At 64.9% G+C, this 17,942-nt stretch carries 17 protein-coding genes; 9 read left to right on the plus strand and 8 right to left on the minus strand.

The window, feature by feature from the left end:
• Positions 1 to 49 precede the first annotated feature (49 nt).
• Both xacF and KM295_RS01045 read left to right on the plus strand, forming a co-directional pair.
• Positions 50 to 1,498 (plus strand): 2,5-dioxovalerate dehydrogenase, encoded by a 1,449-nt coding sequence (gene xacF / locus KM295_RS01040; RefSeq protein WP_256028005.1) that lies wholly within the window; start codon positions 50 to 52, stop codon positions 1,496 to 1,498.
• Positions 1,499 to 1,680: 182 nt separating this feature from the next.
• Positions 1,681 to 2,898: an inorganic phosphate transporter gene (locus KM295_RS01045; RefSeq protein WP_256028006.1), complete on the plus strand. Its 1,218-nt coding sequence runs from the start codon at positions 1,681 to 1,683 to the stop codon at positions 2,896 to 2,898.
• Between the two features lie 41 nt (positions 2,899 to 2,939).
• Here the strand turns inward: KM295_RS01045 and KM295_RS01050 are convergent, their stop codons facing one another.
• The 5 genes from KM295_RS01050 to KM295_RS01070 all read right to left on the minus strand — a co-directional run bounded on the left by KM295_RS01050 (position 2,940) and on the right by KM295_RS01070 (position 7,367).
• Positions 2,940 to 3,371, minus strand: a complete 432-nt coding sequence (locus tag KM295_RS01050; protein WP_256028007.1) for a universal stress protein — start codon at positions 3,369 to 3,371, stop codon at positions 2,940 to 2,942.
• A gap of 143 nt (positions 3,372 to 3,514) precedes the next feature.
• Entirely contained in the window at positions 3,515 to 4,246 is a 732-nt protein-coding gene (locus KM295_RS01055; protein WP_256028008.1) for a fumarylacetoacetate hydrolase family protein, read from the minus strand.
• A 105-nt stretch (positions 4,247 to 4,351) separates the two neighbouring features.
• Entirely contained in the window at positions 4,352 to 5,401 is a 1,050-nt protein-coding gene (locus tag KM295_RS01060) for an NAD(P)-dependent oxidoreductase (RefSeq protein WP_256028009.1), read from the minus strand.
• Positions 5,402 to 5,479: 78 nt separating this feature from the next.
• Positions 5,480 to 6,253 (minus strand): HpcH/HpaI aldolase family protein, encoded by a 774-nt coding sequence (locus KM295_RS01065; protein WP_256028010.1) that lies wholly within the window; start codon positions 6,251 to 6,253, stop codon positions 5,480 to 5,482.
• Between the two features lie 16 nt (positions 6,254 to 6,269).
• On the minus strand, positions 6,270 to 7,367 hold the full coding sequence (locus KM295_RS01070) for a Gfo/Idh/MocA family protein (RefSeq protein ID WP_256028011.1): 1,098 nt from the start codon (positions 7,365 to 7,367) through the stop codon (positions 6,270 to 6,272).
• A 300-nt stretch (positions 7,368 to 7,667) separates the two neighbouring features.
• Between KM295_RS01070 and dctP the strand changes: the two genes are divergently transcribed.
• The 4 genes from dctP (at position 7,668) to KM295_RS01090 (ending at position 12,506) form a co-directional block, all read left to right on the plus strand.
• Positions 7,668 to 8,864: a TRAP transporter substrate-binding protein DctP gene (dctP, locus tag KM295_RS01075; protein WP_256028012.1), complete on the plus strand. Its 1,197-nt coding sequence runs from the start codon at positions 7,668 to 7,670 to the stop codon at positions 8,862 to 8,864.
• A 195-nt stretch (positions 8,865 to 9,059) separates the two neighbouring features.
• Positions 9,060 to 9,611, plus strand: a complete 552-nt coding sequence (locus KM295_RS01080; RefSeq protein ID WP_256028013.1) for a TRAP transporter small permease — start codon at positions 9,060 to 9,062, stop codon at positions 9,609 to 9,611.
• 1 nt (position 9,612) lies between these two features.
• A complete protein-coding gene (locus KM295_RS01085; RefSeq protein WP_256028014.1) occupies positions 9,613 to 10,911 on the plus strand; it encodes a TRAP transporter large permease in 1,299 nt (432 codons plus the stop codon).
• A 194-nt stretch (positions 10,912 to 11,105) separates the two neighbouring features.
• A complete protein-coding gene (locus KM295_RS01090) occupies positions 11,106 to 12,506 on the plus strand; it encodes an FAD-binding oxidoreductase (RefSeq protein ID WP_256028015.1) in 1,401 nt (466 codons plus the stop codon).
• Positions 12,507 to 12,527: 21 nt separating this feature from the next.
• Here KM295_RS01090 and KM295_RS01095 read toward each other — a convergent pair whose 3' ends face one another.
• Positions 12,528 to 13,637: a mandelate racemase/muconate lactonizing enzyme family protein gene (locus tag KM295_RS01095; RefSeq protein ID WP_256028016.1), complete on the minus strand. Its 1,110-nt coding sequence runs from the start codon at positions 13,635 to 13,637 to the stop codon at positions 12,528 to 12,530.
• Between the two features lie 221 nt (positions 13,638 to 13,858).
• On the opposite strand from KM295_RS01095, the gene KM295_RS01100 reads away from it, so the two are divergent.
• Genes KM295_RS01100 through KM295_RS01110 form a run of 3 tightly spaced genes read left to right on the plus strand, consistent with a single transcriptional unit; the run spans position 13,859 to position 16,210 of the window.
• Complete coding sequence (locus tag KM295_RS01100; protein ID WP_256028017.1) at positions 13,859 to 14,875, plus strand: ABC transporter substrate-binding protein; 1,017 nt, start codon at positions 13,859 to 13,861, stop codon at positions 14,873 to 14,875.
• A 17-nt stretch (positions 14,876 to 14,892) separates the two neighbouring features.
• Complete coding sequence (locus KM295_RS01105; RefSeq protein ID WP_256028018.1) at positions 14,893 to 15,570, plus strand: DsbA family protein; 678 nt, start codon at positions 14,893 to 14,895, stop codon at positions 15,568 to 15,570.
• A gap of 55 nt (positions 15,571 to 15,625) precedes the next feature.
• Positions 15,626 to 16,210, plus strand: coding sequence for a hypothetical protein (locus tag KM295_RS01110; RefSeq protein WP_256028019.1), 585 nt, complete (start codon positions 15,626 to 15,628; stop codon positions 16,208 to 16,210).
• A gap of 33 nt (positions 16,211 to 16,243) precedes the next feature.
• Here KM295_RS01110 and KM295_RS01115 read toward each other — a convergent pair whose 3' ends face one another.
• Entirely contained in the window at positions 16,244 to 17,419 is a 1,176-nt protein-coding gene (locus tag KM295_RS01115) for a mandelate racemase/muconate lactonizing enzyme family protein (RefSeq protein ID WP_256028020.1), read from the minus strand.
• Positions 17,420 to 17,530: 111 nt separating this feature from the next.
• Positions 17,531 to 17,920, minus strand: a complete 390-nt coding sequence (locus KM295_RS01120; RefSeq protein WP_256028021.1) for a cupin domain-containing protein — start codon at positions 17,918 to 17,920, stop codon at positions 17,531 to 17,533.
• Positions 17,921 to 17,942: the final 22 nt, after the last annotated feature.

The following is a 17,942-nucleotide window of genomic DNA, read 5'->3' on the forward strand; positions in this document are numbered from 1 at the left end:
CGGTCCGTCAACGTCGGATATTAGTACGACGGAACGGAATTACTGTACGATGAGCGCTGACTACCGAAACTACATCGACGGCGAGTGGGTCGAAAGCGAAAGCGACGAAACGATCGAGGTCAGAAACCCCGCCGACACGACCGAGGTCGTCGGGACCTATCAGCGATCGACCGAGGCCGACACCGAACGGGCGATCGAGGCCGCCAACGACGCCGCCGAGGGATGGGCGAAGACGCCGGGGCCGGAGCGGGGCCGGATACTCAGAGAGACCGCCGGGATCCTCGAGAGCCGCAAGGAGGAACTCGTCGAGACGCTCGTCCGCGAGGAGGGCAAGACCCGATCGGAGGCCGGGGAGGTCGGCCGGTCCATCGATCTGTTCTACTATTACGCCGAGAAGGCCAGGGACATCGGCGGCCCGAACAAACAGTCCAGCGGCGAGAAGACGGAGCTTTCGGTACGCAAGGAACCGCTCGGCGTCGCCGGGCTGATCACGCCCTGGAACTACCCCAGCGCGATCCCGGCCTGGAAGATCGCTCCGGCGCTGGCGACCGGGAACACGGTCGCGCTCAAGCCGGCCTCGGCGGCACCGGGACCGGCCCGACAACTGGTCGAGGCGCTCGATGAGGCCGGGGTTCCGGACGGCGTCGTCAACCTCGTCACCGGCCCCGGGAGCGAGGTCGGGAACACGATCAGTTCTCACCCCGCGGTTGACGTGGTCTCTTTCACCGGGAGTTCGGCGGTCGGCGAGCGCGTCTACGAGACCGCGTCGGGCGATCAAAAGCGCGTCCAGTGTGAGATGGGCGGGAAGAACCCGACGATCGTCATGCCCAGCGCCGACCTGGATCAGGCGACGGAGATCGTCGCGGGCGGGGCCTTCGGCGTCACCGGCCAGGCGTGTACGGCCTGCTCCCGTGCCATCGTCCACGAGGACGTCTCCGAGCAGTTCCTCGACCAGATCGTGGCGCACGCCGAGTCGATCGAGATCGGGCCGGGGCTCGAGGATCCGGACATGGGCCCCCACATCAGCGAGTCGGAGCTGGATGGGACCCTCGAGTACATCGACATCGCCAACGGGGAGGGCGCGACTCTCGAGACGGGCGGTGGCCGTCCAGAGGGATCGACCTACGAGAACGGCTACTTCGTCGAGCCGACGGTGTTCTCCGACGTCGACCCCGAAGACCGGATCGCCCAGGAGGAAGTGTTCGGCCCCGTGCTGTCGGTTATCGAGGTCGGCGGCTTCGAGGAGGCCCTCGAGGTGGCCAACGGCGTCGAGTACGGCCTCTCTTCGAGCATCGTGACCCAGGACCTCGACGAGGCCCACCGGTTCGTCGACGAGACCGAATCCGGCGTCGCGAAGGTCAACGACAAGACAACCGGCGTCGAACTCCACGTCCCCTTCGGCGGCTACAAGCGATCTTCGACGAACACCTACCGCGAGCAGGGCGACGCCGGGATCGACTTCTACACCGCCGAGAAGACCGTCTATCTGAACTACTGACTGTCGACGACGGGTCTTCGGGTGGGGTTTCGAAGCGGCCTAAAAACCACACCAACTCATAAGACACCACCCCGAATGCGGGACCATGACGATACCGCTACGGCAATGAGTGGGGTGGTGTGCTCCATCACCGCCGTCGGCTCGGTCCCCGGACCTGACGACATCGATCCCCGGACGCGGGTATGGAGGGTCCGGCAGTGACTTTTGCGTTCTGGATTCTCGTCCTCTTTGCGACGCTCGCTGGCCTGTTCATGGCCTGGGCACTCGGTGCGAACAGCAACTCGCCACCGTTTGCCCCTGCGATCGGTGCGAACGCGATCTCGACGATGCGTGCGGCGTTTCTTATCGGGATTTTCGCGGCAGCGGGGGCACTGACCCAGGGAGGCGCAATCTCGGAAACGGTCGGGGCGGACCTGATCGGCGGGGTCACGATCACGCCGCTTGCGGCGAGTACCGGGCTGCTCGTGGCGGCGTCGTTTATGATCTTCGGCGTCTACACGGGCTATCCGGTTCCTGCGGCCTTTGCGACGACCGGCGCGATGGTCGGTGTCGGGCTCTCGCTCGGCGGCGATCCAGCGTTCGGAACCTACCGGCGTATCGGGACGTTCTGGTTACTCGTCCCGCCGGTATCCGGCGGACTCGCCTTCCTTACTGCGACACTTCTCAGACGCGATGAGGTGCCCGAGACGGTCGGTGTCCCGTTGCTCGCAGCGGTCGTCGGGGGCATTCTCGCGAACATCCGTCTCGGGGTGATCCCACACCCGGATCGCGCCCAGGGATCGTTTGCCGAAGCCATCGCGATAGCTGTTGGCCGCCCGACGGTTGCCGGGGTCGACGTTGTCGCCGTGATCGTTACACTGCTTGTCGCCGGAGCCGGCTTCACCTATATCCGCCGTAAGACACAGGCGTCCGTCGAGCAGGGGATCCGAACCTTCCTGCTCGTCCTCGGGAGTGTCGTCGCCTTCTCCAGCGGCGGAAGCCAGGTCGGGCTTGCGACTGGACCGCTGGAGAACCTCTATGGGGTCGAACTCGGATTGCCGGGGATCGTCCTGCTGGCTCTCGGCGCGACGGGGATTCTCGCCGGTGCGTGGATGGGCGCACCGCGTCTCCTGCAGGCGACGTCCCGGGAGTACGCACAACTCGGTGTCCGGCGGTCGGTTGCGGCACTCGTCCCTGGGTTTATTATCGCACAGATCGCGATCGCGCTCGGTATCCCGATCTCGTTCAACAACATCATCATCTCCGGCGTGATCGGCAGCGGACTCGCGGCGGGGTCGGCTGGGGTCTCCCGACGGAAGATCGGCGTAACCCTCGCCTTCTGGTTGATCACGCTCTCGACGTCGATCGCCATCGGTTTCGGGCTCTATCGGGCCTTCTCGGCACTTCCCGGGATTCGGTGAAAGCCGGATCCGGGGTACGCGTGTAACGGCTACGGTGACTGTCACCGGACAACCGTGACGGTTACCGGTGTTTCACCGACGACGGCGGTCGCAACGGTACCGAGCAGCCGTCGTGCGATCCGTCCCCCCTCGCTGCCGTGGCCGCCCATCACGACATGGTCGATATCGTGTGCATCGACGTATGCGAGGATCGCCTCGGCCGGATCGCCGATTTCGACGGCCGTCTCGATGTCCCGGGCTACCGTCTCGGTCCGGTTGCTGGCCCGTTCGATCAGTTCCTCGCTCTGTTTCCGTGCAGTCTCGAGCCGTGTATCGTCGACGTCCAGAACGCCCCCTTCGCTCAGCGGGGAATCCAGCGGTGTGATAACGTTCAGAACCGTCAGCTTGCAGTCGAATACCGCGAGTGCGTGCTCGAAGGCCTCCTGAGCCAGCGGCGATCCGTCCATCGGCACGAGAACGTGTGACGGCTGCATGCGGGAAATCGACGGGGAATGCGTATATATCTTCCAGCCGACCGGGAGGCGATTCGAGAAACACGGTTTCGGCCCGGACGGACGGTGCATACGCGCCGTCTATCACGCACGCGGGCCGTCGGTAATCAGGGTGCCGTCGGTCCTCAGGGCGCGCGGACGTCGTGTTCGAGGGTGCCCACGCCCTCGACCTCGACCTCGACGGTGTCGCCGTCCGAGAGGGGACCGACCCCCGCCGGCGTCCCCGTCGAGATGATATCGCCGGGTTCCAGCGTCATGTACCGGGTGATCTCCTCGATCAGCTCCGGCACCGAGAAGATGAAGTCCTCGCGGGAGGAGGACTGTTTGGTCTCGCCGTTGAGACGCAGCGAGACCGAGGCGTCCGCCGGGACCTCATCGGGCGTCGCGATCACCGGACCGACGGGGGCGGCCCCGTCGAAGGCTTTCCCGCGGATCCAGTTCTGTTCGACCCGCTGGTCGTCGCGGTTCGAGACGTCGTCCAGACAGGTGAACCCCTCGACGACGTCCATCGCGTCGTCGGCGTCGACGTTCCGGCACTGTTCGCCGATCACGACGGCGATTTCGGCCTCGAACTCGACGGTCTCCTTGCCGCGGGGGAGCGTGATCGTGTCGCCGTGGCCCGCGACGGCGTTCGGCGGCTTGAGGAACAAAAGCGGCCGGTCCGGGATCTCCATGCCCTCCTCTTCGGCGTGGTTGGCGTAGTTGAGCCCGACACAGACGATCTTCGAGGGATCGGTCGGCGGGAGGACGGTGACCTCCTCGGGGGCGTACGTTTCGGTGGAAAACACGATCTCGTCGCCGTCCCAACGTCCGGTCCGGACCGCCCCGGCCGGGTCTCGGAATCTGACTCGGTGCATAATAGACCGGTCGCCGCGGGGGATGAAATCGTTTTCGAAGACCGGGCCTCGACCCGGGCGTCGGACGTGACCACTCGGCTCGCTCCGGAACGTCGGCGAAACGCGTCAGGGGCGGTAGGACGGCGAGAGGTGTTCATCCGGGATAGACCGCCCGTATACCTCCGGATTGAGGACGTTGTCGGGGAGTTCACCCCGGTGGACGGCGAGGACGCATTCGGCCAGGATGTTGCCGATGCGGGTGAGCGAATCGATCGTGACGCCGCTTATGTGCGGCGTGAACAGACAGTCCTCCAGCTCGAAAAGCGGGTTTCCCCCGACGTCGGGCTCGTTTTCGAAGACGTCGATCGCCGCGCCCGCGATCCAGCCCTCCCGGATCGCGCGTGCGAGCGTCTCGTCTTCGTACAGCCCGCCCCGCGTCGTGTTGATCAGGTAGGCGGATTCCTTCATCCGCCGGAACGAGTCGGCGGTCAACATCCCGCGGGTCTCGTCGGTGAGCGGGACGTGAAGCGTGACGAAATCGGACGAGGCGAGTAGCTCGTCGAGATCGACGAGGGTTGTATCGGCCGGCAGTTCCGAGGCCTCGGCGTACGGGTCGTAGGCGAGGACGTCGAGATCGAACGGGCGGAGCTTCTCGCGGACTTCCCGGCCGATCCGGCCCATCCCGACGATCCCGACCGTTTTCCCTTTGAGTTCGACGCCGATATTGGCGAACCGGCCCTCGAAGCCCTGCTCGCGGACCAGCCGGTTGTACCGAACGAAGTTGTGCGCACAGGCGATGAGCATGCCGAGCGTGCCCTGGGCGACCGACTCCGTCGGTCCCTGTGGAGCGTGTGTCGCGACGACGCCGTGGTCGGTACAGGCCTCGAGATCGTAGTTGTCGAACCCCGAGCCGAGCCGACCGACGATCCGCAGCCGGCCGTCGTCTGGGATCGTCCCGTCGGTGATGAGGTCGTTCTCCCCGACGATCGCCGCGTCGACCCCCCGGAGCCGTTCCTCGAGCGGCCCGGTCTCGTCGAACCGCACCGTCACCCCCGGAGCCTCGTAGAGCGGCTCCAGCCCCATCTCGAAGTCCTCGATTGGCAGTTGACGCCAGTCGTCGGTGACGACGACGGCGAACTCCTCTTCCTCCGTCGATCCGTTCGGGTCCGGAGTCATAGATACCCGTGTTCGGTCTCACAAATATACTTTGCTACGGGGGACCGAACCGGAGCAGCCGGCCCGAAAGCGGTGGGGCTACTCGTACTGTCGGATCCGATCGCCGAAGGCGTGCCGAACGGCGCCGAGTTCGTCGCCGACCAGGAGCATCCGGTAGCCGGCCTCGACGGCCGCTTCGATCGCGTCGGGGTCCATCCCGACGGCCCGTCCGTACGGGACGCCGGCGGCGTCGGCGGTCTCCCGGTAGGTTTCGATCGCGTCCTGAACCGCCGGATCGTCGGGCATCGCCCCCATCGACACCGACAGGTCCTGATGGCCGAGGAGGACGAACCCGAGTTCGGGAACCGAGAGGATCTCATCGAGATTCTCGATCGCGGTGTGGTTCTCGATGTTCACGCCGACCGATACGGACCGGTCTTCCCGACGTCGGTAGTCGGCCGAGATGTCCTCGCCCCAGTAGTTGGCGCGACCGATACCCACGCCCCGTTCGCCCGGCCCGTCGTCGTAGTCGAACCGTGAGGCTTTCACCACCCGCTTGACCTCCGAGGCGGTTTCGACGCGCGGGACGACGACGTTGCGGACGCCCGCATCGAGCACCTTCCGGACGACGGCCGGCTCGCTCGATGTGACCCGGACGACGAGTTCGGTCCCGCCGACCGCCGCCGCACGGACGAGGTCCTCCATCGCGGTGCTGTCGGTCGGGCTGATCCCGCTGTGTTCGAGATCGAGCCAGACGAAATCGAGCCCGACCCGACCGTAGGTCTCGACGATCGTCGGCGAACAGGTTATTGCGCCCGGCCCGAGCTGGGGAACGCCGGCTTCGAGTCCGTCCTGAAACGTGTTGTCTGTCATGGTTTGATGAGTGTGGTTACCAGGATGTGATTTCGACGTCCCGGAGGGGTCGCTCCAGTGGAACCGTCACCTGACCGGAGGTGTAATGGGAGAGATAGAACCCGACGATGATCTCCAGGGACCGCATCGCCTCCCGGCCCGTGGAGTCGTTCTCCGCCCGTCCCTCGAGGACGTCGACGATGTGCTCGGCCGCGTTCGCGAAGGCGCGCTCGTAGTCGTCGTCCCACGTCCAGGAGCCCTCGATTCCCTCCAGCGAGCGTTCGACGTGCTCGCCGTCCTCGAGCGCCCAGTAGCGCCACTCGCCGTCGTCGTTGTTCATGTAGAGTTTCCCCTCGGAGCCGATGAAGTTCAGGTTCATCGAGGAGTCCTCGCGGGGCATCGTACAGTCGACCGTCGCGAAGGTGCCGTCGTCCATGACGACGAACCCGCCGCCGCCGGAGTCGTCGACGTCGGTGTCCGCCTCCAGGGCGTCGACGGCCTCGTTCTCGCCGGTGATGTAGCCGCTGATGCGCTCGGCGCGAGCGTCGAGCAGGTACACCAGCGTATCAAGCAGGTGCGTCGAGTTCCGGAGCAGTTCCATCCGGAACTGGGTGCTCACCGAGTGGACCTCCCCGAGGATGTTCTCCTCGTGGACCAGTTCGCGGAGCTGTCGGAGCTTGTCGGTAAAGCGGAACGAGTGGTTCACGAGCAGTTCGATCCCTTCCCGATCGCAGGTGTCGATCATCGCTTCGGCGTCGCCGACGGCCGAGGCGACCGGCTTTTCACACCAGATCAGGTCGGGGGACGACGCCGATTCCGCGGTATCGATGACGTGATCGGCGTGGAGAAAGGAGGGAGTACACACCGAGACGACGTCGAGGTCCTCCGCCGAGAGCATCGCCTCGTGGCCGACGTACTGCCGGGAGTCGGGGATTTCCCACGCCTCGCCGAAGCGGGCCAGTTTCTCCTCGTCGATGTCGGCGATCGCCACCAGTTCGATACCGTCGGCGGCGTCGTAGCCGCCGGCGTGGCTCGCCTCGATCTTCTCCGAGCCGATCTGTTCCTCGTCGTGCATGCCGAGAAGACCCATCCCGGCGACGCCTCCGGTTCCGATGATGCCTGCTTTGTAAGTCATGGTTAGATTGGCGCGTATCGTCGAAACGACCGACCCACGGCGGGCCGTGATCGGCGCACCGTGACCGGTCCGTATCGCGACGCGTACGCGGCCCGATTCACCCTGGAGCGGTTTTAAGTTACTGGTCAATGGAGGAGCGCGCACGAGCGGAAAACCAGTCAAAAACCGCGTACAACAGAGGGGGTGTCGAATATATCCCGCATATTGTTAATGGAAATATATCAAAAACAGGCAGATAGGTCACTATCTATCAAACAGCATGGAAAATTATATTAATTGGGAGTCGCATACCTCGGTCGTATGCCAGATCGTAGTACACGACGGCGAACCTTTCTGAAAGTAGCAGGAGCCGCAGGAGCGGCGAGCGTCCTTGCCGGCTGTACCGGCGGTAACGGTAACGGTGGCAACGGTAACGGTAACGGCAACGGCGGCAACGGTAACGGCAACGGCGGCAACGGTAACGGTAACGGCAACGGCGGCGGTGGACAGGAGGCCGTCGAGAACGTCGAAGACCTCCCGGAACTGGAGATGACGTGGCACCACCTCGGTACCCCCGACCCCACACTCCACAACCACCGGCAGGCACTGACGTTCAAGAACTACATGGAGCAGAAATCCGGCGGGCGATTCACCGTCAACATCGCCCCCGCCGGGGAGCTCGCGGGCGACGTCGAATCGATCGAGCAGGCCCAGGCCGGCGCGATCGAGATCGTCGCCGGGATCGCCGAGGGGCACGTCGCCCCGTTCCTCCCGGACATCAACACGATGGCGATACCGTACGCGTACCCGAGCGTCGACGTCGCGAACTACGTGTGGGACAACACCGAGTTCGGGATCGAGTTCCGGAATCACATGGAAGAGCAGATGGACGTCGTCCCGGTCGGCTGGTACGACAACGGCGGCTTCCGACACTACAGCGCCAACGAGCCGCTGGAGGGGCCGGACTCCCTCGAAGGGCTCACCATCCGGAACATGGACATCGAGGCCCACATGGAGATCACCCGCCAGCTCGGCGCCACCCCCGAGCCGATCGACTGGACGGAGCTCTATCAGGCCCTCGATACGGGCGTCGTCGACGGCCAGGAGAACGCGATCCCGACGATCATCCTGGCTAACCTCCAGGAAGTCCAGGACTACATCATGAAGGACGGCCACGTGTTCTCGATCAACTTCGCGCTGGCCTCCGGTCAGTGGTACAACGACCTCCACCCGGCCTACCAGACGATGGTCAACGAGGCCGCCCAGCTCGGTTCGATGCACTCCCGGATGGTCAACCGCATCCAGCGCGTCCAGCTCGAGAACACCTTCCGCAACGAGTACGACATCCAGATCTACGAGCCGTCGGCCAGCGAGATGGAGACGTTCAGAGAGCGGACCCAGGAACCCGTCACGCAGATCATCGAGGAGGAGGTCGACGACACCTCCTGGATCGGGATGCAGGAGGAGTCCATCACAGAGGCAGTCGAGCAGGTGGGATACAACCCCGAACTCCAGTAACGGCTGGATAGATCGTAGCCCACCGAAATATAATCATATTTGTATGATGTACGAATACACCCGACAGACAGAGCTATGTTAGCCATTTCCGCAACCACCGCAAAGTATATCGATCGAGCTCTCGCACCGATAGGTAACGCCGCGCGTACGGTGTTCGACCGTTTCGATTACGTCTTCGAACGCTGGTTCAAGGCGATGGACCTGCTCGCGCGAGGGCTCTGGGCGATCGCGATGGCGCTGATGATCATACTCGTGTTGACGATCGCGGGACAGGTCGTGTCCCGATACGTGTTCAATTGGGTCCCTCCGTGGGGAGGTGAGCTCGGCCGGACGCTTGCGATCTGGATGTCGCTTTTGCTTTTGCCCCCACTGGTGTGGACCGATAGAAACCTCCAAGTCGAGTTCGTCATCGAGAAGCTCTCGGTGCGGATGCGGCGGCGCATCCGGACGCTCCAGTTGCTTCTCATCACCGCGTTCGGGGCCGTGTACACCTACTACGGATGGGCGTACGCGACGACGGCAGGGTTCCGATCCGTGTCGACGTCGCTACACCGCATATTCGAGCCGATATTCGGCAGCGGATTCGACCTCGACATGTTCTATATATACCTGATCCTGCCGCTCAGCGGCGTGTTATTCGTGATAATGTGCATCTCAAAGCTCGTTCAGATCAACTACAACCCAACCCAGCTCGAAGAGGACTATAGTGAACGGTACGGCGCCGTGGAGATCGAGGAGGAAGACTAATATGGTGTCCACAATGGCCACAGCAGGGATACTCGCGGCCCTGCTTTTGGTGTTCATCTTCTCCCGCGTGGAGATCGGGTTCGCGATCGGGATGATCGGATTCCTGTTCCTGGTATTCGTCGATCAGAATCTGACGATCGGTATCTCCCGCGCGTACGGCGGCCTGGACAAGTTCGTACTGCTTGCGATTCCGTTCTTCCTCTTGGCGGGTGAACTGGTCAACAAATCCGGCATCACCGACCGCCTCATCCGGACGGCGAACGTGACTGTCGGCCGGTTCCGGGGCGGGCTCGCACAGGGGAACATCGTCGCCAGCCTGCTGTTCTCGGGACTGACGGGCGCGGCCGTCGCCGACGTGGCCGCGCTCGGGTCGATCTTCGTCCCGGCAATGGCCGACGAAGGGTACGACCGGGACTTCAGCGCGGCCGTCACCGCAGCGTCCTCGCTGGTCGGCCCGATCATCCCCCCGAGCATCATTATCGTCATCTACGGTGCGGTGACACAGACGTCGATCGGTGGGATGTTCGCGGCGGCGGTCGTTCCCGGCATCCTGCTGAGCCTGTCGCTCATGGTTCTCGTCGCGATCATGGCGGTGCGGTACGACCTCCCCCGGTACGAGGTCGAGGTCGACCGGAAGGAGTACCCGATGTTGCTCGGCCACTCGCTCCTAGCGATGACCATGCCGGCAATCATCCTGATCGGGATCACAGGCGGATACATGACGCCAACGGAAGCGGCAGCGGCCGCCTCGGGATACGCGTTCTTCCTCGGTGTCGTCGTCTATCGGTCGTTGAGCCTCAACGGGATGTATCTAGCGCTCAGAGAGGCGATGGAGCGGTCGGCACAGCTGTACATCATCATCGGATTCGCCAGCATCCTCACGTGGGTGCTCGCCCGTTCGGGGGTCACCGACACGCTCATCGGTGCGATCCAGGGGCTGGGTCTGGGTCCGCTCGGGTTCATGCTCGTCATCTCGCTTCTGCTCTTGTTCGTCGGGACCTGGCTCGAGATCGGCGCCGCGGCGATCATGCTGGGGCCGACGATCGCCGAGATGTCATCGACGCTCGGGATCCACCCCTTCCAGTTCGGGATCATGTTCATCGTGACGTTGAATTTCGGGCTGATCACCCCGCCGGTCGGCATCTGTCTGTTCGCCGCCTCCAGCGTCTCGGAGGTCCCGGTCTGGCCGATCGCAAAGCAGATCGTCCCGTTCTTCATCGTCGACATCATCGTACTGTTGCTGTTGATCAACATCCCGGAACTGACGCTTTGGTTCCCGCGGGCGACCGGCTTCATCTGATCTGACCGGTCCGTCCCCCTTTTTTCGCGGTTCGATTTTTTCACGAGAACGGCCGATCCGTCGCGGACCCGACCGACCAAAAGCAGCCGGACCGTGGCCACCCCGGCCGTGTCGCCGTCGGACGATGAGCCCCGCCCCCACGGGAGGGTACCGGGGATCGAAACGAACACAAACCCTCCTCACCAACCGGCGGTATGGTAACACAGGACGCGACGCCGGGTACGTACGACTTCCTCACCGACCTGCTCGACGACGAGCAGCTCGCACTCGAAGAGAGCGTCCGCGAACAGTTCGCCGCCGACGCCAGCCCCCACGAGGACCACCTCCCCGAGGTCGTCGTCTGGCCCCACACGACGGCGGAGGTCTCGGCGATCCTCGAGGCGGCCCACGAGCGCGAGATTCCGGTGACGCCCTGGAGCGGGGGCACCGGGGTCGAGGGGAACGCGATCCCGACCGAGGGCGGGATCGTGCTGAACACCTACGAGATGGAGTCGATCTCGGTTCGGCCGGACGACCTGCAGGCGGTCGTCGGCCCCGGCGTCGTCTACGACGATTTGAACGAACACCTCGCCCGGTACGGGCTCCGGTTCGCGCCGGGGATCTCCTCGGGCGATGCGGCGACGATCGGCGGGATGATCGCGACCAACGCCAGCGGGATCAACGCGGTCGGGTACGGGGAGACCCGCGATCACGTCCTGCGGCTGGAGGTCGTCCTCCCGGACGGGCGGACGATCGAGTGCGGTCGCGACGTGATCAAGACCTCCGCGGGCTACAGCCTCAAGGACCTCTTCGTCGGCAGCGAGGGGACCCTCGGGGTCGTCACCGGGGCGACGCTGTCGCTTTCCGGGATCCCCGAACGGAAGCGGGCGGCGCTCGTCACGTTCCCGACGCCACAGGAGGCAAGCAGCGCGGTCTCGGAGATCATCCGGTTCGGGCTCGAACCCGGCGCGATGGAGTTCATCGACAAGCAGTCGGTCGAACTCGTCAACGACTACCGCGGAGAGGAGGTGTTCCCGGTCGAGCCGCTTTTGATAATCGAACTGCACGGCAACAACAGCGGGATCGACGAGGACGTCGAGTTCGTAAAGGAGATCTGTGAGGACAACGGCGCCAACGAGTGGCTCAGCCGCTCCGGCGAGGAGATGGAGGATATCTGGAGCGCCAGAGACGACGCCCTCTCGGCGTCGCGGGCGTACCGGGAGAACTACCAACCCGCGTTCATCGGCGACGTCGTCGTCCCGATCTCGAAGTACCCGGAGATCGTCGAGGCGGTCGGACGCGTCGCCGACGACGTGGGCGTGTTCACGCCGATGGTGGGCCACGCGGGCGACGGGAACCTCCATTATCTCCCGATCGTCGACCCCGACGAGGAGGGGGCGATGGAGCGCGCGAACGAGGTCAACGAGCGGGTCGTCGAGACCGCGATCGGGATGGGCGGGACTGCGACCGGCGAACACGGCGTCGGCATCGGCAAACGGAAGTTCATGTCCACAGAGCACGCCGAAGCCGTCGACGTCATGGCCGATATCAAGGAAGCGATCGACCCGACCGGCATCATGAACCCCGGGAAGGTGCTGCCCGACCGCGAGGGATAGCGCTCCGTCTATCCGAACCGGTCACTCGACGCCGTACTCGCTTTTGATCCGGTCGGGAATCTCGACGCCGAGCCCCGGCTCGGTCGGGAGTTCGATCCGACACTCCTCGTCGAGTTCGGGCGGCGAGACGAAAAGCGACTCGTACAGCGGGTAGTCGGTGACGTCGTACTCGATCCACCGGCAGGCGGGCGAGGAGAGGACGAGATGGATCGTCGCGGCGAGGCCGACGCCCGTCGTGTAGCTGTGGGGGGTGACGACCGTCTCGAACGCTTCGCCGAGGGCACAGATCTTCTGTGTCTCGGTGATCCCGCCACAGCGCATGGCGTCCGGCATCGCGTAGTCGATCGCCCCCTCCCGGAACAACTCGAGAAAGCCCCACTTCGTGTACTCGTTTTCGCCGGTCGCGATCGGCACCGAAAGCGCCTCGCGGAGTTCGGCGTGTCCCTCGACGTCGTACGGCGAGAGCGGCTCCTCGTACCAGTAGACGTCCTCCTCGGCGAGCATCCGCCCGACGCGGCGGGCCTCGGGCGGTTCGTACCCGCAGTTCATATCCACCATCAGTTCGGCGTCGCCGATGGCGTCCTGGATCGCCCGCACGCGCTCGCGGTCGGCCTCAAGGCCGCGACCCAGGTGCGTCTTGACCGCCGTGAACCCCTCCTCGACGTATCCGGCGGCCGTCTCCGCCATCGCGTCCGGATCGTCCCAAAAGAGGTCCGAGGCGTAGGCCCGCGGTCGCCGATCGCCGTGCGCGTTGCCGCCGAGCAGTCGGTACACCGGCTCGTCGTGGTGTTTCCCGAGGAGGTCCCACAGCGCGAGGTCGACGCCGCTGGCCGCGGAGATGCCCGGTCCTTTCTGGTCCCAGTAGGTGTTTTTCGTCACCATCTCGGCCCAGATCGACTCGATGTCGCGGGGGTCCATCCCGAGGAGCTTCGGGCGGTACTTCTCCTCGATGACGGTTTCGATGATCGACGCGTTGGGGCCGTACCCCTCGCCGATACCGGTCAGCCCGGTGTCGGTCTCGACGACCACGAGCGCGGCCGGCCGAGTCGAGGACGACCGCCCGCGGGAGATCCCGCTTGCTTCCTCGAATTCGACCCGGAACTTCTCGACGGAGACGTCAGTAATCTCCATGGGATCGGGTACATCCGACCGAGGAATAAAACGTCGGGTCACGGCACGGGCGGGCGAGGTAGCCCAAGCGAACCGACGGGGTGTCCCTCACGGTTCCGCCGATCGAACGACGGACCGACCCCGTCGATGTAAGTCTCATTTTTTGCCGGTTGAAGCCGTATATCGGTGAGACTCGCGCACGTTAGGAATAGATATATATGTTTTTGAAACAATTATACCGTATGACCTACCTCACGAGACGGGACGCCCTCAAGGCGACAGCTGCGTCCGTAACCGTCTCTATGGCGGGATGTCTTGCGAGGGGCTCCGGACAGGACCTCTCGAGCGTCGAGGAGTGGCCGCCGGACCGGAACGCGAGCGAGATCGAGCTGTGGACCTGGCAGCGGTACTGGGGCGATCAGGCGATGGGCTTCAAACACGCCGAGGACCTCGAGGGGTTCGACCGGATAGTCGTTCCCTCGTTCGAGCAGGAACGGCGGTTGCGGGACGGCGAAGCCCCCGACGTGGTCCATCTCTTCTCGCGACAGTTCGCGAACGCGATGGAGGAAGGGCTGCTCCAGCCGCTCCCGACCGACGTGATGCCGGTGTGGCCCCCGGAGGTTCCGCTTCGCGGACAGGAGCTATCGTTTTACGGTCAGGACGGCGATTTTTACGGCTACCCGCAGGCGCCGGTAGCGATGTCGCTCGCGTACCACTTCGATGTGCTCTCGGAGGCGACCGACTGGTCGTTGCTCTGGGACGAAGCCCACGAGGGGCGCGTCTCGATGCCGGCCGATCCGGTGTTGCTCGGACAGATCGGCGCCCTCTACACCGGACAGGACCCCTTCGATCCCGAGGATCCGGATGCGGTCCGGGAGGCGCTGCTCGAACAGGAGCCAATCGTCGATAACTACTGGACACACTGGTTCGACGCCTGGACGAAGTTCGAACAGGGCGAACTCGACGTCGGCGTGTTGCCCCACCCGCGGATGTGTCTCTGTTCGCAGGACTACACGCCGATCCGGTACGGGAACCCCGGTGGACGCATCTACGCACAGAGTACGCTCGCAGTGCCGGCCGACGCCGCGAACCCGTATCTGGCCGCCGAGTTTCTCAACTGGTCCGCCAACCTCAAGGTCGGGACGGAGACGGGATGGTTCGCCGACGAGTGGGACCTCTATTCGGATCGGCCGGTCTCGGGCGAAGCCCGCGAGACCTACCGGTCGGTCGCCGCCGACCTGGGAATCGAAGAAGCGTGATCGGGCGACGAACGTTTGTGGCGTCGGCGCTGGCGGCCGGCACCGCGGTCGGTACCGCCGGCTGTCTCGGCGACGACGACGGCGGCGACGACGACGGCGGCGACGACGACGGCGGCAACGACGGCGCCGCGACGGCCGACCACCCCGCCCTCGACACGCCCGCGGAGCCGCCGCGTCTCGGGCCGCCGATCGAGGAGGCCGAGGGGATCGTCGTCGCTTTCGACGACCCCTCCTGCTCGTCGTGTGCGACGTTCGCGGCCGAGACGTTCCCGCAGTTGCGCGACGGTCCGGTCGAGGCCGGCCGGGTCACCTACCTGGCCCGCGCGGTCCCGTGGGTCGAACCCGCCTGGAGCCGGCTGGCGATAAACGCGCTGTATGCCGTCCACGAGGCCGAACCGTCGGCGTTCTGGCAACTGAAAAGCCGGTTCTACGAGGAACAGTCCGGACTGGACGAGGGGTCAATCAGAGAGTGGATCGCGACCGAGGCGGAATCGCTGCCGGTGGAACCGGAGTCGGTCCTGACGGCGGTCGACGAGGGACGGTACGACGACCGAATCGAGGCGACCGAATCGACCGCCGAGGACAGCGAGGTCTCGGTCGTCCCCTCGTTCGTCCTGTTCGAGGGCGGCGAGTACGTCACGCAGGTCGTCGGGCCACAGCCGTACGACGTCTTCGAGGGGGCGCTCGATCTATGAGTTCCGGCAAAACGACCTTCGGAGGGCGGACACCGGCCCGACGGGAGGGTATCCGATGAACGTCCGGCGTTCGATCGACCGGTGGATGCCGACCACGACGACCGACTGGTACCGGATCGCCGGGGAGATCCGAAGCGTCCTGTCGACGCCCGGCTCGCTTCTTTTCGCCCTCGCGGTCGCGGCGGTGTCGCTTGCGCTTTTCGTCCTCCCGGAGAACGCGCGGCTCGTACTCGATGTGGTGGTGTTCGGGAACGCCGACCTAGCGACCCGGCTTCGGGTGCTGTCGGCGCTTTTCCCCTTCGTCGGCGGGACGGTCGATCCGGCGACCGACACGCTACTCGTGCTTTTGGCCGGGCTGACCGGCGTGACAGTGAGTTCGATCGTGGGCCGTCTCAGACAGCGGGGGATCGGCGGGGAGGTCGGGACGGGCTCGCTCGGCGTCCTGCTGGTGACCGCCACCGGCGGGTGTGCGGCCTGCGGCTCGGTAGTACTCGCCGTGCTCGGCGTCGGGGCGGCCGGAACGCTGGCGATCCTCCCGTTCGGCGGGCTCGAGATCCAGGTCCTGTCGATGCTTCTGTTGCTCGTTTCGCTCCACCGGCTGGCCGCCCCCGATCAGTGTCTCGTTCCGACGGGGGGATAGCACCCTCGAGAACGGCAAGGGAAAAACCGTCGGCTACCGTTTGTCCATCGCCCGCGATTCCCAGTCCCGCTCGAAGAGGTTGATCGTGTGGACCCGATCCTCGGTGTACTCGTGTTCCTCGACGACGTCCATATTGAGTTCGATGCCGTAGCCGGGGCCCTCGGGCATCTGAACGAAGCCGTCCTCGACCTCGAGGGGATCGACGAGCAGGTCCTCGACCCAGTCGGCGTCGTAGGTCTGGAACATCTCCTGGATCCTGAAGTTCGGGATCGAGGTACAGAAGTGCGAGTAGATCGCGCCCGCGACCGGCCCCTGCGGGTTGTGCGGTGCGATGTCGACGTGGTCGGCCTCCGCGAGGCCGGCGATCTTCTTGCCCTCGGTGATCCCGCCGGTGTTCATCAGGTCGGGCTGGAGGATGTCGACGTCGGTCCGGGTGACCAGCTCGTAGAACTCGTGTTTGGTCATGTGGCGCTCGCCCGTGGCGACCGGGATGGGCGATTTGTCGGCCACTTCCCGCAGGCTGTTGATCGAGTCCGGCGGGCAGGGCTCCTCGAACCAGGTCGGATCGAACTCGTCGAGTTTCCGCGCGATGTCGACCGCCTGCCCGGCCGTAAAGCGGCCGTGACACTCGATGAGGAGATCGACGTCCGGGCCGACCGCCTCCCGGACCGCCCGGACGATCTCGACGGAGTGGTTGACGTCCTTCTTCGGGACGGACTGCCAGGCCGTCCCGAAGGGATCGAACTTCATCGCGTCGTAGCCGTCGTCGACGACCTGTTCGGCGGCCTCCGCGAAGCCCTCGGGTTCGCCGCCGGTGTCCGTATACCAGCCGTTGGCGTACGCCCGGAGCTCGTCACCGTGGACGGACCCACCGAGCAGTTCGTAGACCGGCTTATCGAGCAGTTTCCCCTTGATGTCCCAGCAGGCGATGTCGATCGCCGAGCAGACGGTGGTGTTGACGACGTTCTTCGAGAACCACTCGTCGCGGTACATCTCCAGCCAGATCGCCTCGGTATCGAACGGATCCTTCCCGATGAAGAAATCCGACATCTCGTCGATCGCCGCGGCGATCGTCCGGGGTTTGTCGTGTGTCGTCGCCTCGGCGATACCCGTCACGCCCGCGTCCGTATGGAGGCGGACGAAGACCCACGGCTTCCAGGGATTGGCGACGAGGTACGTCTCTACGTCGGTGATTTGTACGTCCGACATGGCTAGTCACCTCCCGACGGAGAAATTAAAGCCACCGATCCGTACCGGGAGTGACACCACATCTCAAGGCCGCTCGACGGAGGAACGGCTACCGAACTGCCCCGATCCGTGTCAGGCGTCGTCGTCGAAGGCGGGCCGGCCGTCGTCCTCGGTCGGCGGCGCGCCGACGACGAGCCAGACGTGTTCGCCGTCGTCGGTGTCGTTGAGGATCTGGCGCGGCGTCTCCGGCGGTACCCGGACGGCGGTCCCCTCGGCGACGTCGCTGGTCTCCCCGTCAGCGCCGACTTTCATCCGGCCGGGACCCTCGAGAACGTAGTAGAACTCCTCCTGTTCGGTCTGTCGGTGAAAGCTCATCTCGTCGCCGGGCGAGAGAAACCACACCTTCGGGCGCATCTCCTCACAGCCGAGTTCCGAAACGAGATCGACGTGGGGCGTCCCCGAGACGCTGGACGGTTTCCGTTCGGCCTCCTCGACCGCGAGCATACTGTAGTCGTCGGACATGCGTACGAACAGTACCGACATC

It is taken from the genome of Natronomonas aquatica (assembly GCF_024449025.1).
GTDB lineage: Archaea > Halobacteriota > Halobacteria > Halobacteriales > Haloarculaceae > Natronomonas > Natronomonas aquatica.

Coding starts and splice junctions, on each gene's coding strand:
- KM295_RS01090 (WP_256028015.1), top strand. CDS start 11,106: ATGGTAACACAGGACGCGACGCCGGGTACGTACGACTTCCTCACCGAC.
- KM295_RS01100 (WP_256028017.1), top strand. CDS start 13,859: ATGACCTACCTCACGAGACGGGACGCCCTCAAGGCGACAGCTGCGTCC.
- KM295_RS01070 (WP_256028011.1), bottom strand. CDS start 7,367: ATGACTTACAAAGCAGGCATCATCGGAACCGGAGGCGTCGCCGGGATG.
- KM295_RS01095 (WP_256028016.1), bottom strand. CDS start 13,637: ATGGAGATTACTGACGTCTCCGTCGAGAAGTTCCGGGTCGAATTCGAG.
- KM295_RS01045 (WP_256028006.1), top strand. CDS start 1,681: ATGGAGGGTCCGGCAGTGACTTTTGCGTTCTGGATTCTCGTCCTCTTT.
- KM295_RS01115 (WP_256028020.1), bottom strand. CDS start 17,419: ATGTCGGACGTACAAATCACCGACGTAGAGACGTACCTCGTCGCCAAT.
- xacF (WP_256028005.1), top strand. CDS start 50: ATGAGCGCTGACTACCGAAACTACATCGACGGCGAGTGGGTCGAAAGC.
- KM295_RS01085 (WP_256028014.1), top strand. CDS start 9,613: ATGGTGTCCACAATGGCCACAGCAGGGATACTCGCGGCCCTGCTTTTG.
- KM295_RS01110 (WP_256028019.1), top strand. CDS start 15,626: ATGAACGTCCGGCGTTCGATCGACCGGTGGATGCCGACCACGACGACC.
- KM295_RS01120 (WP_256028021.1), bottom strand. CDS start 17,920: ATGTCCGACGACTACAGTATGCTCGCGGTCGAGGAGGCCGAACGGAAA.
- KM295_RS01055 (WP_256028008.1), bottom strand. CDS start 4,246: ATGCACCGAGTCAGATTCCGAGACCCGGCCGGGGCGGTCCGGACCGGA.
- KM295_RS01060 (WP_256028009.1), bottom strand. CDS start 5,401: ATGACTCCGGACCCGAACGGATCGACGGAGGAAGAGGAGTTCGCCGTC.
- KM295_RS01080 (WP_256028013.1), top strand. CDS start 9,060: ATGGACCTGCTCGCGCGAGGGCTCTGGGCGATCGCGATGGCGCTGATG.
- KM295_RS01065 (WP_256028010.1), bottom strand. CDS start 6,253: ATGACAGACAACACGTTTCAGGACGGACTCGAAGCCGGCGTTCCCCAG.
- KM295_RS01050 (WP_256028007.1), bottom strand. CDS start 3,371: ATGCAGCCGTCACACGTTCTCGTGCCGATGGACGGATCGCCGCTGGCT.
- dctP (WP_256028012.1), top strand. CDS start 7,668: ATGCCAGATCGTAGTACACGACGGCGAACCTTTCTGAAAGTAGCAGGA.